The sequence below is a fragment of the Bradyrhizobium sp. 6(2017) genome, from assembly GCF_011058295.2.
GTDB classification, from domain to species: Bacteria; Pseudomonadota; Alphaproteobacteria; order Rhizobiales; family Xanthobacteraceae; genus Bradyrhizobium; species Bradyrhizobium septentrionale.
Genome location: NZ_CP049289.2, coordinates 2064373 through 2079768, shown reverse-complemented (window position 1 = coordinate 2079768; position 15396 = coordinate 2064373). Strand labels below are relative to the sequence as shown.

The window sequence follows — 15396 nt, the reverse complement described above, 5'->3', positions numbered from 1 at the left end:
AGCTTACGGCGCATAACATCGCACGGTCGATCGAGGAACCCTTGGTCGCTCAGATAGGTATTAGCGCGCCCACTTTCTTATGCCTCTGAATTCCTCCGCGCGGGCGCGCTCTTGTGACCGTGACGTCGTCGGCGTGCATTCGCAACATGCTCAGCGAGCGGGACGGCCTACCATTTCTGGCAGGTGCCTCGGAGGTCTTTTGTGGCAGATAAGACACAAAGCAACCATCGGCAAAAGGCAGATTCCCGGGAATTGTTGAACAGACCAACCTGGAACTAGAACGGCCTCGACGAGCTTTAGGAATCACCGTCATGGTGGGTTCCGCTTTGAAAGGTGTGCATCAACGCACGTCGTCCAAAATCGGTTGTATGGTTCTCCTATTTCGGATCACATGGATTCGACGATGTCTCAAGAAATCTGGAAACTGACGCACTACGTGGCATCCGTATGCGTTCTGCTATTGGATGCAGCAGAAAATGCCCAACCCACCTGGACCTGGACCAACCAATATGGCTCAACTCTGACCGTCAACAGCTACGGTCAGAGTACCGGAGCACGTCTGGCACCTACACGAAACGCAAGCAACAGCTCCGACGGCAATGTGCCCCAAGCGATGACTGGCTGGCTTGCTCAGACCAATCAAGGCACGGCGATTAGCTTTGCGGTCAACTTCAGCTGCTGTGTACGCATACGACGAGGACCGCGTGATGGACGCATGCGCGCGGGTACGGCGAGCTCTATGATGGCGTTGCGTGAAGGTCAGGCGGCCTGCTGATCGGCGGGCTTGTCGGCTTGGCGCAGGAGCTTCCATTCCCAGGGCAGCAATTCGTGCAGACGCGATGCGGGAAGATCGGCGATACGGGCGAGGACGTCGGCGAGCCAGGCTTTCGGATCGACGTCGTTGAGACGACAGGTCGTGATCATCGTCAGCATGATGGCGGCACGGTCGGCACCACGCTGGCTGCCGGCGAAGGTCCAGTTGCGCCTTCCCAAGGCGATGCCTCTCAATGCGCGCTCAGCACAATTGTTGGTCAAGCAGATCCTGCCATCGTCGAGGAAGCGGGCGAAGTCGTCCCAGCGCCTGAGCATGTAATTCATAGGCTTCAGGACCTCGGAGGAGCGAGAGAGGGTTTCGCGCTCACGCAGCAACCAGGCGTGCATGTCCCCGAGGAGCGGCTTGCTCTTTTCCTGGCGCACGGCGCGCCGCTCTTCGGCGCCGCAGCCGTTAATGGCGCGCTCGATCTCGAACAACACATCCAGGTGCCTGACCGCCTCCAGCGCGATCGGAGAGACCGGTTTACCTCTCTTGCCTTCGCGGGCATTCTTCTCGATGTCAGCCAGCTCGAAGAAGCCCCGCCGCGCATGGGCGAAGCAAAACGCCGGCGTAATCGGCAGCACCTTCTTCTGCGGGTCGAACAGCGGCTCGAAGCCGTTGTAGCAATCGGCTTGCAAGATGCCGGCGAAGGCGGCCAGATGCTTCTGCGGATGCTCGCCTCGTCGGTCGCTCGAGGCGTAATAGACCGCCGCCGGCGGCGCAGGCCCGGCAAAGGGCCGGTCATCCCGCACATAAGTCCAGATCCGCCCGGTCGTGCACTTGCCCTTCGCCAGGATACGGATGGTGGTATCGTCGCCATGAAGGCGCTCGGCCGCGAGCACATGGCGTTCGATCAAGTGGAAGAGCGGCATGACGGCGAAGGTCACGTGGCCGACCTGGTCGGCCAGCGTCGACAGCGGCAAATCGATCCTCTCGGCCTTAAAGCGCGCACTCTGGCGGTTGAGCGGGATATGCATGCCGAACTTGTCGAACAGGATCGTCGCCAGCAATTGTGGGCCGATGAAGCCGCGCGGCGTGGCATGGAACGGCGCGGGCGGCTGGCTGATCTTCTCGCAATCGCGGCAGGTGAACTTCTCGCGTACCGTCTCGATCAGCTTGAAGTGGCGCGGGATCTCCTCCAGCGTCTTGGTCACATCCTCACCGATCTTCGCCAGCCGCGATCCACCGCAGCAGGCGCAGGTCGTTGGAGCCTCAATGACGACGCGCTCGCGTTCGATGTCATCCGGCCATGGCTTGCGCACCGGCCGCTTGCGCATGAAGGGGCGGACGTTCTGCGTCTTCGCCGCTGCGGCCTGCGCGGCAAGCTCATCCTCGCTCGCCGTGGTGACGAGTTCTTCGAGCTCCAACTCCAGCTGCTCGAGCAGCCGTGCCGCGCGCTCGGAGCGCTGCCCGTACAGTTCGCGTTTGAGCTTCTCGATCCGCAGTTCGAGATGCGCGATCAGCGCCTCGTTGTCCGACAGCTCCGCCCGCGCACTGGCAGCCACCGCCTCGGCTCGCAGCCGCGCCTCACGCTCGGCCTGCAGCGCCGCCAGGGCACTCGCAAGGTCCGATGGAAGATCGTCCGGCTTCGATATCATGAAGCCATTGAATCAGATCAAGCAGCAGATTCAAACCGTAAAACGGCTATCCGACCCGCGTCGGGCGCTGGGTTTCTTGAGGGTTGCGCCAATCGATCCCGGACAACAGATAGCTCAATTGCGCCGGAGAGATCGTTACCGATTCACCGGCAACCGATGGCCAGATGAACCTTCCTCTCTCGAGTCTTTTGGTAAACAAGCATGCTCCCTGGCCATCGTGCCAGATCATCTTCACAAGATCGCTGCGGCGACCGCGGAAGACGAACAGATGACCGCTGAGCGGGTCTTTGCGCAACACCTCCTGCACTTGGAGTGCCAACGACGGAAAGCCTCTGCGCATATCCGTGTAGCCTGTCGCGAGCCACACTCGCGCGCCTGTCGGAACCGGGATCATCGGCGCACCAGGGCATCGAGAACTCGCCGCAGCGCGTCTCCATCAACGTCACCGTCGACCCGGATGCGGTGTCCGCTACCGAGATCAATCTCGATGATGCCCTGGCTCCTCCGTCGACGCGCCGGCGCCGTCGTCAATGGCGCTTCGGCCACATCCCGCGGCGGCACAGACGGCACAATCTCGACCGGCACCAACGGCGCTACACTCGTTTCACCGTGCTTGCAAAGCTCTTTGCGCCACCTGAACAGCTGGCTCACATGAAGGCCGGCCATGCGAGCCACCTCGGAAACAGTGGCTCCGGGCTCGAACGATGCTGCAACTAGCCGTTCCTTCTCATCCTGTGACCACCGACGCCGCCGCTCGACCGATGTGATCACCTCTGCCCGCGAAATCGTCATAGCGCTTCTCCTAGGATTACCCCTAGGACCTGCAGCGCTCGCGTCCGTCAAACAAGGCGGCCCTCAATGGAGGGATACGCTGCTGTGGCTCAACGACCGTGTAGACGGGGCAGCTTAATGCTGCATTGGAATTTCAGGGCCTCTGGCTGCTCTCACTAGTGGCTCTGCACAGTGATTTTGACAGGTTGGGTCCGGCAGTCAGATTAGCTCCGCCAGGAGTTTCGGATCAATGAGGACCTCGATGCTGCGAGGTGTCCTTGGCTGCCGTCTGATGAGGCCGGCGCGTTCAAGCGTCATCCAGCGCACCGAACTGAGGGCGCTGCTTAGCGGCGGCAAGCATGCGTCCCGCAAGCTCAAGCGAGCGCAGATTTTGCTGGCCGCCGATGCCGAGACCAGCGACGAGGAGATCGTAGGAGCGTCGGCGTGAGCGGCTCGACCGTGTACCGCACCAAGCGACGCTTCGTGGAAGGCAATCTGGAGCGGGCGCTGAAAGAAGAGCCGCGTCCCGGGGCGGAACGCAAACTCACGGGCAAGTGCAGCTTGCAGGCCGCTCAGAACGTGGAGGAAGTTTCGACCGACACGGTTTGGGGGTATCGGACTGCAGGAGAAAACGATCGTTTGGGTCATGGACCTCAAGCCGCATAGGCCGGCTGCGCGGGTTCCAACTTTCCGTCGTCAGCCAACCACCTTGCTAGACCCTCGCGCGGCCGACGATTGGAATTTCCCAAGCTGGGTCTAGCGTTCGGCGATTGCGGGTGAGACATACGACAGGAGGCAAAGCAACAGCACCTGCGAGAAAGCCAGACCGACGGAGATGATTTTAAGGCCCCGCATGCCCGCGAGGAGAGTGAAAGCGACGCCTCGAATGGCCGAGGCGGCCAGTTGAGCATCACGAGGATAAGGACATCCTTGGTGAGGTCGCAGAGAATATAGACTGCGGGCAAAAGCCAAAACGCCCAAACGGGTACATTCAACAAGATTGGAGGCCAATGCGATAGCCTCGCACGAAGAACGCTAGCATAACCTAGAAACAAGCCGAGACATACCAAATAGGCGATGTCGAGCGAAATAACGTGGCGCGCATAGCCCTTCGCTGATCGTCCTTGCGCTTGGACCCATTCGAACAACGTATCAGCTTCGAGACGATCGCCCTTCGCAGGCTCAGGCGGAACGGTATATTTCGAATCACCGTGCCCCGTCGGTCGCTCCAGAAGACGCAAGGAGACGGCGTTTCCTAATGGCATGGCCGCCTGGGCAATTAACAAAAGGCAATGCGATGGCGAGCGTGCCGAGAAGGATAATCAACCTCATGGGAAACACCAGCGCTAATTGACCTGACGAACCTCAATCGTGGCTTCTCCGTCGTGGCGATCGTAGAAGCTTGAGCCACACATTCCGTCGAACGGCAAATCGAGTCATTCACGTAAAGGAACAGCTCGCCGTCTCTGCGTGGGGTTATGACCACGTCGAGGTTGTTTGACTTGATGTTGTCATCGGGTTCGAGAACCGTTTCATCACTTCCTGTCGACCCCACGCGGGCAACCACCTTGAAAGGCTGCACAAAGAGATGACGCTTCAGCGCCTGGCGTATGCGGTCGGTCAAAGTCACCGTCGAGGGATCAGCCCCTCTTGGGCTGACCACGATATCCCCGTTCTTCCAAGGTGATTTGCTATCTGGCAGAGGCGCCTTGATGAGATCCTGTATTTTAGCCCTTGCTCGACGATTAAGTTACATGCCTGAAGTCTTCTTCGTCGTCGCGGTCTTTCTTGAAGATGGCGACAGTCACTATCCCCGCACCTCACAAGCCGACGGGCAAATCGCAAAGCCCCCTTCCCGCTGGGGCCCTGGCAACGCACCTGATGCAGGCGCTGGCGCGGTCACAGGTTATTGCCATTCCATGAGGTCAGAGTAGTTGCTAAGGCGCTAAGCAGGCTGGTAGATTTGAAGTCGTCCCTCTGAAGTTAACACCACGAACTCGCGTCGGGTGGTCGCCGGCCTCGCGCCAGACCAGAGGATGCGGTGCCGGTTTGCTTGTCCGCTGCCTTTCGGCAGCGCTTGGAGCTGTCCGGAATTACAAACACTCCCGACCGCAGGCCCGCATCTGCAAGAGTTTGCAGATCGGCAGCTCAATTCAATTTTTCCTAAACCTCTGCAATTTAAGCCAGCCCCCTCCGCGCCTTGGCATCCTTCACCGCCGCAACCACCCTGCTGGGCAGCTCCGCGTTCTGCCGTCAGCCGATCCTAGACCGCACCGCACTGCCTCCACTACTCATCGGTGATACCGGAGTCATGCGGATAGCGAAGACGTAAGCTCCCCTCCATACTTTATCCAGGTCAGGATTTTGTCATCCCTCCTGGGGAGAGCCAACGTCGCCCGCATGCATTTCAAGCGGGCGGCGTTGGGCTGTTTTGTACTTGCTCGCATACGCGGACGGACATCATTTTGCTGCGCGGCGCGACTATACAACTTCCAACAGGCACACGTGGAGTGTGATCGGTCTCATGTTGCCGTCCAAGAGGACGCGCACCCTTGTCCTGGTCACACCAAGAGCGACGATGAGGCCGCTCCGCCCTTTCAGCTTTGGACCAGCCGAGTACACTACTGTTACGCGAGACCCAACGGTCATCGCATCATTGGCACGCGAAAACTGGATCGGTTCAACAGGGCGGTCGGCCCTTGGAAATCTCTCCGCTAAACAGGGGCGCCTCCCCTTCCCGCCCTCCGGCAACGGCTGATCGGTCGTTCTCTTTGCGGATTTGAACCATTTCGCTGGCAAACCCAGCACATAGCCGCGCCGTCTGAGATCCTGACAAGTCTTGTTCAGCGCCGCCGCGATGACTTCCTCTGGAGTTTGCTTTCTTACCAAATGCCAGAAGATCTCGTCCTGCTCGCGTGTCCAGCCCTCGGAGGTTTCGCTCATCACCAAATAATCACGTCATTGAAAAAATGGGTTGCTGCGATGCCTGCGAACCTGGTGATTCTAGGTTCGCAGGCAATCCCGACAAAGAGAGCGGCGCCTATATGGTTCGGCCGCGCGGTGAAGTCTTCCGTTCCGCCCCCATAGCCCACAAAGCCGAACGTGGCTGCGTGACTCCTAAAGCCACATCCAGTCTGCGTTATTGGCGAATGAAGGCGCCACCGAGGCCGATAGTTTCGGCATTGAAATTAACGAGCCCACCGAAGCTCTCCAGACGTTTGAATTCCTGGTTTTCGGCGGTCAAGGATAAGGCGACATAGCCAGTGCCATCCTGAAGTCGGGACATGATTCTGCTCCCTTACGAGTTCCGGTATCGCGCAATGAGTCTGCGAGATGAGGCACTATCGCCAAAAGCGAACTGCGACGCACCTACCAGGATTGAGCGTCTCCTAGGCTATGACGGGCCTTGCTTTGGCGATATGAGCAGCCTCAGTCTGGCCTTTTGACAAACTGAAGGAAAACGCCGTCAAGGCGGTCGTCCAGTCTATTGATAGCTCTAGGCCGCCGAGGCCAGCACCTCGGCGGCTGTGGTACGCGCCTCGGCTTTTGCCGGCCTGCAAGGCTCAAACCACGCAACGGATTGCTCCTTGAATGGCGTGAGCCGTCGCATTGGATGTCATCCTGCTCGGCGCGATAGAGCCCGTGCCTGTCGCTCTAACTTGATCCGGTCGCCCCCCAGCAGCCGCGCTCGGTTGACGGCATGCACGCCCCATGGCTCCGAGTTTGCAGGATCAGGTGCGAGCCGATCTCACATGGCGAGGGCTGCTCCCGAGGTGCAGCAGTGAAGCTGACCCTGAAAGACTGCGGCGCAAAGGCCGCAATGCTAAACTGCCCGATCGAAAAGGAGCAGTTGCAAAGGCTCGGCGTGGAGCCCGGCGAGCTGATAGCTATACACGATGACGAGGTTGATCCAATCATCCTGCGCCCCAGACGCCACCAAAAGCGCCGCACGTCTGATCTCGTTCAGTCGCGTCCGGTTCATGACGTACGTCTGGAAGCTGCCACCACAGTGCAGGTAGTCAGTCTGCACGAGGTGTGAAAGCAAGCCGTTTTGCGTCTCTGCAGCGTGACCGTCAGGCACGCGAGTTGCTGAGCCCTGTATGGCTTGGTTGCATATTGATGACCCTCGTGAGACGGCCAAGTCTCCACCAGCAACTTGTGCGGGCGGCTCCTTCCGCCGTCCGCACGCTTTTCATTGATCGCCCTAGCGCCGCGCTTCGTGTCGATCATGACGCGTGGAGAGGCTGCGCAGCTTTTCGCCTCTCTTGGATCGTGACTGTCTGGCACGCGAGTTGCTGAGAGACGTTTGGACTTGGCTTCTCATACTTTCGCACACCCCCCATGAGATGGCCAAGTCCGCGCAGCCTTAACTAGCGCGAGCGGCTCCTCCAGCCGCTCGCGCGTCTTTCCGTAGCATCGGCCTAGCGGCGCGGCGTGGAGATCATGCTATGACCCGTGAAGAGGCGTTGAAGAACGCCATTGAGGCACTCACACAGTGGTCCCAAGGGACGGTCGCAACAGCTGTCGTGCTTGCCGCGATCGCGAAGCTCGAACAGACTAGGCCGCCGCCCAGACGGCCTCGAAAACGGAAAGTCACTTCCTAGGCCAGCGCTCACGATCGCTTGAGGCTGGTGCAATGGACAGACCACATTTATACCGGCCTTCGAGGCTGCTATTCGTCTGCCGATGAGGAGAGGCGCACATGAACATCAACCCAGCTTCTCGAAGCTATATTCTCATCGCAGACGCGGCCGTATCTGTCGTTAATACGGCTTGCACAGCATGGCGGCTGTACGTCCGGACCGACAGAGAAGGCACAAGTGATCGGACCAGAAACGAAAGCGAAGAGATCGACCAAAACGAAAGCCGGCGCAGTGGCCGGCCCCGTAAATCTTCAATAGCTTGATGTGCTCAACGGAAGTACATCATAATCACTTCGATATCCGACGTGATGCGGGGCTGACGGTCATTCAAGTGAGTGTCCACAATGCGGCGCGCAACCAAGTGCGTAACGATATCTCCGAGATCGCGGGCGGCTGAGAGAATGGTCCAGACCTCAGCTAGTAGCGCTTGGCGTTCTGGCGGGACGGACATGCCCCTGTCCTCCTCAAGCCGAAACGATTCGGAGTCGGCTCCCTCCGTGGGGGCGCCTACGAGGCTCGTGTTCTGCAGGGTATTTGCCGCCGCACCTTATCTTCATAACGGCTCGGTCCCTACCCTGGCGGAATTGCTCAAGCCATCAGGGGAGCGCAAATCGCAGTTTAGCGTTGGACGGAAATACGACATTGAAAACGTTGGTCTTGCTGCCACCCAGGAGCCGCTGAGCGAAACTCTGTCCGTCACGGATTGTAGTAATATCAATTCTGGCAATAGCCGATGCGGACACGAGTACGGGATCAGTTTAAGCGACCAAGACAAAAGGCGTTGCTTGAATACCTCAAGACACTGTGACCCGCTCCGGCGCTCCCTCTTTGACCGGTTTCCAGCATGCTGTCGGTCACAGTATGCTCGCTTATCGGCACGAGCCTTGAAACGAGCCTCCAGCCCGATTAGCCGGACGGTGGGTATAGGTCTTGGCCATATGTCCACTCGTTTCTGAACCTGTGGTCATGGCCCTGAACTAGAACCTGAGCGTCGCGTCCTGCCTTTCCCTCCTTGTGGGCTGCGTCGACCGCGGCGCGGATCGCCTCTTCCTCAGTGGCGTAAGCGCCGGAGTACTCACAATTGAGCGCAACCCTCCACTGGCCTTCATGGCGCGTGACGAAGTACTGAACGCTTTCCATAAAGCTTGGCTCCGGCATCGCCCCCGTGATCGATAGACGGGTCGTACTCTGCAAATCTGCCGCGGTCGCCTGAACTACCGTTTTGGTGGGCTCCCAAGGAGCAGCGCCTTGTAGTGATAGGGCTGGCCTGTTTGCTGTGACCGCGGAGACCAACTGCCGCGCCTTGGCCGCTTCCCTTATTTACGAGAGTAGCGGCTTCAATCGGCGAGATCGAGTATCGAGAGCGAGATGTCGCCTAGCTGCTAGCCAATCTTCTCTCTCTGGTTGGAGTCGAAGGCCTGGATTGATGACGGATTGGGAGACGATCCATTTTTCCATTATGACCGAGATCCCAAGCTCTTTTTTTTCGTCTCCACCCTTGCTGCGTTGAGTGCTGCGACTGCTTGCGTTTGATCGACAACAAGCTCTCCGGTCCGGTTCTGATAGCGAACCCTTATTGCCAGCGACGATGCCGCCGACCTCGGTTGTGAAACTACGCGAGTTTCTTGCGCCGAGCGACGCTTCAATCTCCACACCGGCACGCGTTCCGCAACGGCTTCAGCATAGCGGTCTCGTGCAACAATCGGGCCTGGGAATACGTACTTTGCCGCTTCGCGCAAGAGCTGCTCTAAGTGCGTCCGTTGACGAGGCGACTTGGTATTGAAATTCGAATGCAGCAAGCCGAGGAATCTCGTGTCCTGGCGACCGCACCGTCGTTGGACACCGATCACGGTCTGCATCAGGCCTTTAGTCTTCCAGGTAAATTGGCGCCAGCACATGCGAGGCGGCGACCAGGCAAGCGACGCTGCGAAGCCCAAGCGATGGCGAGGTATCGATCATTCAGATATCGAACCGCTCGGCGGCATCGGCGAGATTGCTGCAGGGTCATGACGGCAGCAGCGTTGCCGCGATCGATATCCGTAAAGGAGCTGTCGGCCGGTGCCAGCGTGATACCGTTGTTTTCACCAGCGACTCGGGTCGCGGGCTTGAAGAGATCGGCCGCCGAGATCGACCCTGTATGCTGCTTGAGCGTGTCGGTCGCGCTGCCCTGCGCGTCAACATCGATCATCAGAACCCGGCGGCCAGCTTCCGCCATGAACCAAGCCAGATGCACAGCAAGCGTCGTCTTGCCGACACCCTTTTTATTGTTGATGACGATCGTGTTCATCGATGACTACTCCTTCCGATCGTGCTGCTCCTGCTGGCACGATTTCGATGAAACCGGCCTCTTAATCCCCGGTGTTGGTTGGAACCAACACCCGCTACGGACCGGCGCTTTCTAGATAATCTTCAAAGCCCGGCACAAATCCCCTGCCAGAAGAGTCAGGTCGGCCCAGCCAAAGAAAAAAGACGCGCCGGATCGAAAACCAGTCCACACGGGTCGACAGGCGGTTGATGTTGTCACCGAAGCGCAGCCGCCCTCCCCGGCGTGTTGGTTTGAACTTCCAACACGTTCCGGGCCTGCACCATATTGCGACATCAACTGCTGGAAGGACGCGACAGAACCCGAAGCCCCAGAGACAGGAAATCCCTGCTCCGCGAGAGTCAAAGGGTCCCAGCGCGAAGAACACTAAATGGCGTCAGCTCAGTTGGTTGGGCTTTCCATCGATTGAGCGTCGTGAAGGGGTCGAGAGCCAGGAATCGACTCCCGCAGTTCTACAAAGTTCCAGTTTGAGACATGAACCTTGGCACGCTTTGTGCTGACCCATCCTTGTCGGGATTTTGCATCACCTTCGCGGGGCTAGGAGCCAACGCCGCTCGAATCATTTCAAGCGAGCGGCGTTGTATTGTCGAAGCTCCTCGGCGAGTGATCCTGAATCCACACGTGGGCGACACTCGCCGGACCAAGGTATCAACCGCCTTGCCGAGGAAACCCCGCCAAGATCGTCGTTGGCGGCCGACAGCAATGTGAGCGTCCACAGATCGTTAACAAATCCGGAGAGGCTAGCGGGCTTATCTGTTGGCTCGCATGGGGAGCCGTCACTGCCGTCGCTTCGCGCGAGCGAGCCTTTGCGACTTGGTGCGAGACGACAAGCACAATGGCCGAATCTCGAATCTTTGAGAAGCGCCTCCTTCAGCTCGGCGGTCGATTAAGTTGACGATGCCGTTACGCCGCTTGTGCGGCACCAGCAACCGGTCGGCTCTCTGCTGAGATGTTTCGTTGTCGTGCAACACTTCGAGACTGCAGACGCGAGCGATCGCCACGGCGCGGCGCGAGATTCGCTGATGGTTCATGGATTTTGCTTTTAGCTCTGATGCCGGTAGCGGACTGGCTGCCGGGGGTTCAGAAATCCTGAACGGCCAATGTGCTTTTGGGGTGCCCCTTCGACATGGGCGCACCGTCCCACCGAACGGGGCTGTTATACGCTGGCCCATTTGATGGCCACTGATGCTATCTCGGGTTTCTGATGCCCAAGCCTACGGTTGCATACAACCTAGACGTTCGCAACAGTCATTTTCTACTCAGGGCGCGACGAAACCGCGCGCTCTCCCTTGGTTTTTCGTACACACGGCTGCGCTCGGCCGCTCGGCTTTATCAAACCCGAATTGCTCAAGCTCCTGCCGAAAGCGCGGACAACGAACCTGCAAGCCGTGCTGCCGTGGCCTACTGCACTTACGATCGAAAGCCCGACGCGGATATAGACGCAAAAGACGGCGAACTGTCTTAGACTGGTCGCGCAGAAAGTTGACGCCGGTCTCGTCGTATTCATTCGTGTCAGGCCGATGCCACAATGTCCGCAACTCGACGCTGAGCCGCGGGGCTCGCACCGGCGAGGCGCACCTTTCTATGGCCATTGAAGCACTCACCGCGCAAATTCTCTGCGGCCGCTGGCGGACACCACCCAGCGCCGCACGGGTCATCAGGCGTGCGGGGATGCTGCGCAGCGTCGCCCAAGCATCGTCAGCTCACGAGGACAATCATGGGTTTCTATCAGACGGAGCCGTCTAAAACGACAAAAGTCACCTTCATCACGGATCCGATGGATTCGGGCTATTTCTGGTCGAAGTTGAGGGTGATGCGCCGAACTTCACGACAGGAATTACCCTAGTGCGCGATCCGCATTGGGTCGGCGGCCTGAAGATCGACGTGATGGGCTGGACGGGACCGCTCGGTGATGGGTCCACGCCCTACGCGGTCAAGGGCAGCTTCCCCGGCCATTATGTGCCGCAAATCGTCGTGTCCGGTAGCAATGGCACGCGCATTCCGGTGAAGGCGATCTCGGCGGAAGAATCTGACAACTACGTGCGGAAGTTGGCCGGATGACCACGGCCGATCACCCGCTCAATCCTCTTAAACAGGAAAGGATAGCTCTATGCCAGATACGACAACCAAAGACCACGTCGGATTGTTTCACGCCTGCTATCAGATTGGCGAAAGCCGCCCAGGAGACATAATCTTCATGCTGGATCTGGTCGTTGACACGCCGAACAGGCGGATCCAGGGCTGCGGCAGCATCACCCAAGCTGTTAATCCGCCGCTCGATGTCGCCGCCTCCCTGCAAGGCAATTACAGCCAGCTGCCTACGCTCTTGCCGGCGCCGGCACTACTTCTAGTACTCCTTACTGGCTACCCGCCGATCCACTGGCCGCACCATGCCGGGCTGGGACCGGTGATTCTGCCCAACGTCGATCTGCGCATGACCTGGTCCCGAACTGGCAATCGGGAATCGCCTCCTACCGCTATCGCAGCGGCCACGGCGATTGACAGGAGGTCGAGGCCGCGCCGGTCAAGCTGGTGTCTCCAGTCGTCGCATGAACGCATCAAGTTCGGGCCGGCAAGGCTCCTGCCCGATTATCGAGACTGGGCTGATCGTTCAGACACCCAGCCGGTGTGGTATCTCTCTTCATGGCGTTGCTCTCCTTTGTGGCATCAGCACCCAGAGCCTACCGGCTCAAGGTGGGCAACGCCAACCTCTTCAGAAATTCAACAGAACCCGGGACCTCCCCTTGACGACTGGAGGCTCCCGGTTCCCAGAGCCGATGCGTCAATACTGCGACGACTTGACCGAGGTCATGATCCGGTCTGGCCACTGGATGGCACATGAATGTCCGGTAGCCGTGAACGCTGCATTAGCGAAGTGGCTGGCGGTGAAGTTGGCTCACGTCTGGTCCTCGTGAAAGCGGTCATCGCGTTGGAAACGGCCCAACGGGCTGAACGGCAACCACAAGCAAATCTTCGCTCGAGTTCGTGGGGTGCCTCTCGAAAGTCTGAAAACATAGGGACGGAATTCTGCCATCACGGAACAGCATCAGGTCTCAGAGACCTCGGCAGCACGGATACTGTTTCTTGTTCCGTCTCTGGAACCAAACTTTCCGCGCCCTGTTGTTCCCCTAAGCAATGGAGGAACATCATGATTTCGAAATGCATTGCAATCGCATTCCTGGCTACTGCGTCGATGACCGGCGCGGCTTCGGCGCAATCCACGAACCAGGTCGGTTCGACTACCACTGCCACCACGCACAAGGTGGGTGAATGGCGTGCGTCTAAGCTTGCCGGCGTGAATGTGTACAATGAAGCAAACGAGAAGATCGGCGAAATCAACGAGGTGATCTTGGATAGGTCAGGCAAGGTGGCCAATGTCGTTCTAGGTGTTGGCGGCGTTCTCGGCTTGGGCGAGCACTACGTGGCAGTCGCCTTCGATAAGTTGAAGTGGGTTGACCAACCGGTGACCTCGACAACTACGTCGACAACGTCCGCCCCAGCGAATGCTCCTGCAGCGACTTCCGCTCCAGACAGCACCACGCGAACCACCACCGGTGCCGCAACTACGACCACGACAACCACCACCACCAGCGCCAGTAAGAGTTGGTACCCCGATCACGCAGTGCTTAACGCCACTAAGGATGAATTGAAGGCCATGCCGGAGCTCTCGCCTACGATCCGAAGCCGCCCCCAACGGGGCGGCTTTTTGTTTGAGTGGCCGGATCGATGACGCGTCCGGTGCTAGGGGCCCCTCTCTTTCCGCCGTTGACGGCTCGGTGTGCCTGCTATCGCCCGTCCGTAGGGAGCTGTGGCCTGACTGTCTTGTCGCCTGAACGGCTGAAGGGAATTGACGAGGTGCTGATGCGCCGTCCCAGCCAAGGTAAGGGCAACTTAGCACTACTTTGGCAGAATCTGTTTGCGCCAAGGTTTTTCATGGATTTGTTTTCTGCAGTAGGGACACCGCTGAGACGCTGGCCGAAGGATGAGATCAACGATAGCGTGACGGTACGGCGGGCATGGTTGGTTGAGGCGGAGGCCCGTTGATTCTTTTTTTTCCGCCCCGCGTGTGCGAGGCGACGGTGCTGCTAGAAGGCGTAGGCAATCATAGTCATTAGGGCGTGACGATGAAGACCTTGCCACGAACGCCCTTCGAAGTGATCGAGGCCAAGCTCTTCTTTCTGCTGCTGATGGGCTTGCTCGCAAATCCATCGCGCCTTGATGGTGGCGGCCAGTATGCGCAGATCTGCCGCCGCGAACAGGTTAGCAAGATAGTATTTCTTCTCCCCGAGGCGCGATGCTCGCCAATGAGCCACGCCTCGTCGCCCGGGAGATGCTGCTGATCCTTATCCCATATTCGCTGCGGAGGCCCGTCGGCGATGCGCACACGGACAGCAGCAAATCGGGCTTTCAGCCGACCCTTCGGCCCGCTGCGCCAAGGCTGTGCTGGCAATTGTGCGTGACGATGCAGTCTGTCGCCGGCTTATGACCAGTGCCGGGCGTTGGTCCCCCTAGTGGCTGTTACCTACAAATCAGCGATTGATGACCCTCATCGCATCGTAAAATCGAAGGCAGCAGGCGCTGCTGTTCGGGCTCACGCCAAAGAAGTACCAATCGGGAGAAGAAGACGTCACAGGCGGGCTCACGCTGGCTGGCGATGAGATGGTGCACAGGGTGTTGTATGAAGCCGCCAACGTTCTGCTATCGCGCATCACGCGGTTCTCAAAACTCAAGCGCTGGGGGATGGACGTCGCTAAGCGGCGAGGCTCGAAGCGCGCAAAAGTTGCCCTGGCACGCAAGCTCGCAGTGATCCTGCATCGCATCTGGGTCGACGGCACAACTTATCGATGAGCAGGAGCGGATCCGATCCGCAACATAGAAGACGTGGAGGAGATCAAGAACGCAACCGGGCTGAACTGAGCCCTGTGCCCGAAGTCCCGTGCCGGGACGGTGGATCCGGTGAAGCCGTTACACGGCCAGTGGTCGTCGCCTGACGAACCACGCGTATCTAGATAGGCTCACCGCTCCCTCTGACAGCATGATGTGGCGGCCAGGCCTTGACCACGGACAGAAGCATGAGCTCGGCGGCGTGACGTTCACTCGGGAGGCTACATCGTCGGGCCCATTACAGAAGGCCGTGTACCCCATAAAACCGGCGGCGTCATGCGACGAAGGTTACGTCTGCTTTGACCCTATGGTGACCAGGTTCGTGCGGCAGCGCAGCCAGGTCGTGATGGTCCGGAACCAGAA

The 15396-nt window shown here is 59.0% G+C and carries 12 protein-coding genes and 3 pseudogenes; 8 read left to right on the top strand and 7 right to left on the bottom strand.

Annotated features, from left to right (window positions below; all coding sequences use genetic code 11):
* Positions 1-403 precede the first annotated feature (403 nt).
* The gene (locus G6P99_RS09915; protein WP_165128023.1) at positions 404-775 is read left to right on the top strand and encodes an avidin/streptavidin family protein; all 372 of its coding nucleotides are present in this window, start codon (positions 404-406) and stop codon (positions 773-775) included.
* On the opposite strand, the gene tnpC is transcribed toward G6P99_RS09915, so the two are convergent.
* Genes tnpC through tnpA form a run of 3 tightly spaced genes read right to left on the bottom strand, consistent with a single transcriptional unit; the run spans position 760 to position 3204 of the window.
* Complete coding sequence (gene tnpC, locus G6P99_RS09910) at positions 760-2412, bottom strand: IS66 family transposase (RefSeq protein WP_165124201.1); 1653 nt, start codon at positions 2410-2412, stop codon at positions 760-762. The genes G6P99_RS09915 and tnpC overlap by 16 nt on opposite strands.
* 46 nt (positions 2413-2458) lie before the next feature.
* Positions 2459-2752, bottom strand: a complete 294-nt coding sequence (gene tnpB / locus G6P99_RS09905) for an IS66 family insertion sequence element accessory protein TnpB (RefSeq protein WP_349259795.1) — start codon at positions 2750-2752, stop codon at positions 2459-2461.
* Between the two features lie 50 nt (positions 2753-2802).
* Entirely contained in the window at positions 2803-3204 is a 402-nt protein-coding gene (gene tnpA / locus G6P99_RS09900) for an IS66-like element accessory protein TnpA (protein WP_165124207.1), read from the bottom strand.
* Between the two features lie 271 nt (positions 3205-3475).
* Between tnpA and G6P99_RS09895 the strand changes: the two are divergent.
* A pseudogene (locus tag G6P99_RS09895) lies at positions 3476-3738 on the top strand (helix-turn-helix domain-containing protein); the annotation flags it as partial.
* Positions 3739-6322: 2584 nt separating this feature from the next.
* Here the strand turns inward: G6P99_RS09895 and G6P99_RS09890 are convergent.
* Positions 6323-6469: a hypothetical protein gene (locus tag G6P99_RS09890; protein WP_165128021.1), complete on the bottom strand. Its 147-nt coding sequence runs from the start codon at positions 6467-6469 to the stop codon at positions 6323-6325.
* Between the two features lie 495 nt (positions 6470-6964).
* On the opposite strand from G6P99_RS09890, the gene G6P99_RS09885 reads away from it, so the two are divergent.
* Positions 6965-7222, top strand: coding sequence for a hypothetical protein (locus G6P99_RS09885; protein WP_165123020.1), 258 nt, complete (start codon positions 6965-6967; stop codon positions 7220-7222).
* Between the two features lie 948 nt (positions 7223-8170).
* Entirely contained in the window at positions 8171-8782 is a 612-nt protein-coding gene (locus G6P99_RS47495) for a hypothetical protein (RefSeq protein WP_334261977.1), read from the top strand.
* Here G6P99_RS47495 and G6P99_RS09875 read toward each other — a convergent pair.
* On the bottom strand, positions 8733-8966 hold the full coding sequence (locus tag G6P99_RS09875) for a DUF2188 domain-containing protein (protein ID WP_029085056.1): 234 nt from the start codon (positions 8964-8966) through the stop codon (positions 8733-8735). The two genes, G6P99_RS47495 and G6P99_RS09875, sit on opposite strands and share 50 nt — an antisense overlap.
* 718 nt (positions 8967-9684) lie before the next feature.
* Complete coding sequence (locus G6P99_RS09870; protein WP_225024809.1) at positions 9685-10113, bottom strand: ParA family protein; 429 nt, start codon at positions 10111-10113, stop codon at positions 9685-9687.
* A 1881-nt stretch (positions 10114-11994) separates the two neighbouring features.
* Between G6P99_RS09870 and G6P99_RS09865 the strand changes: the two genes are divergently transcribed.
* The 3 genes from G6P99_RS09865 to G6P99_RS09860 all read left to right on the top strand — a co-directional run bounded on the left by G6P99_RS09865 (position 11995) and on the right by G6P99_RS09860 (position 13879).
* Positions 11995-12210, top strand: coding sequence for a hypothetical protein (locus tag G6P99_RS09865; RefSeq protein WP_198031287.1), 216 nt, complete (start codon positions 11995-11997; stop codon positions 12208-12210).
* Positions 12211-12259: 49 nt separating this feature from the next.
* Positions 12260-12991 carry a DUF1842 domain-containing protein gene (locus G6P99_RS47490; RefSeq protein ID WP_165128019.1) on the top strand — a complete coding sequence of 244 codons (732 nt, stop codon included), beginning with the start codon at positions 12260-12262 and terminating at the stop codon, positions 12989-12991.
* A gap of 306 nt (positions 12992-13297) precedes the next feature.
* Positions 13298-13879, top strand: a complete 582-nt coding sequence (locus tag G6P99_RS09860) for a PRC-barrel domain-containing protein (protein WP_165128017.1) — start codon at positions 13298-13300, stop codon at positions 13877-13879.
* A gap of 201 nt (positions 13880-14080) precedes the next feature.
* Here G6P99_RS09860 and G6P99_RS09855 read toward each other — a convergent pair.
* Positions 14081-14584: pseudogene (locus G6P99_RS09855) on the bottom strand (IS701 family transposase); the annotation flags it as partial.
* On the opposite strand from G6P99_RS09855, the pseudogene G6P99_RS09850 reads away from it, so the two are divergent.
* Positions 14584-14997, top strand: a pseudogene (locus G6P99_RS09850) (transposase); the annotation flags it as partial. The pseudogenes G6P99_RS09855 and G6P99_RS09850 sit on opposite strands and share 1 nt — an antisense overlap.
* Positions 14998-15396 lie beyond the last annotated feature (399 nt).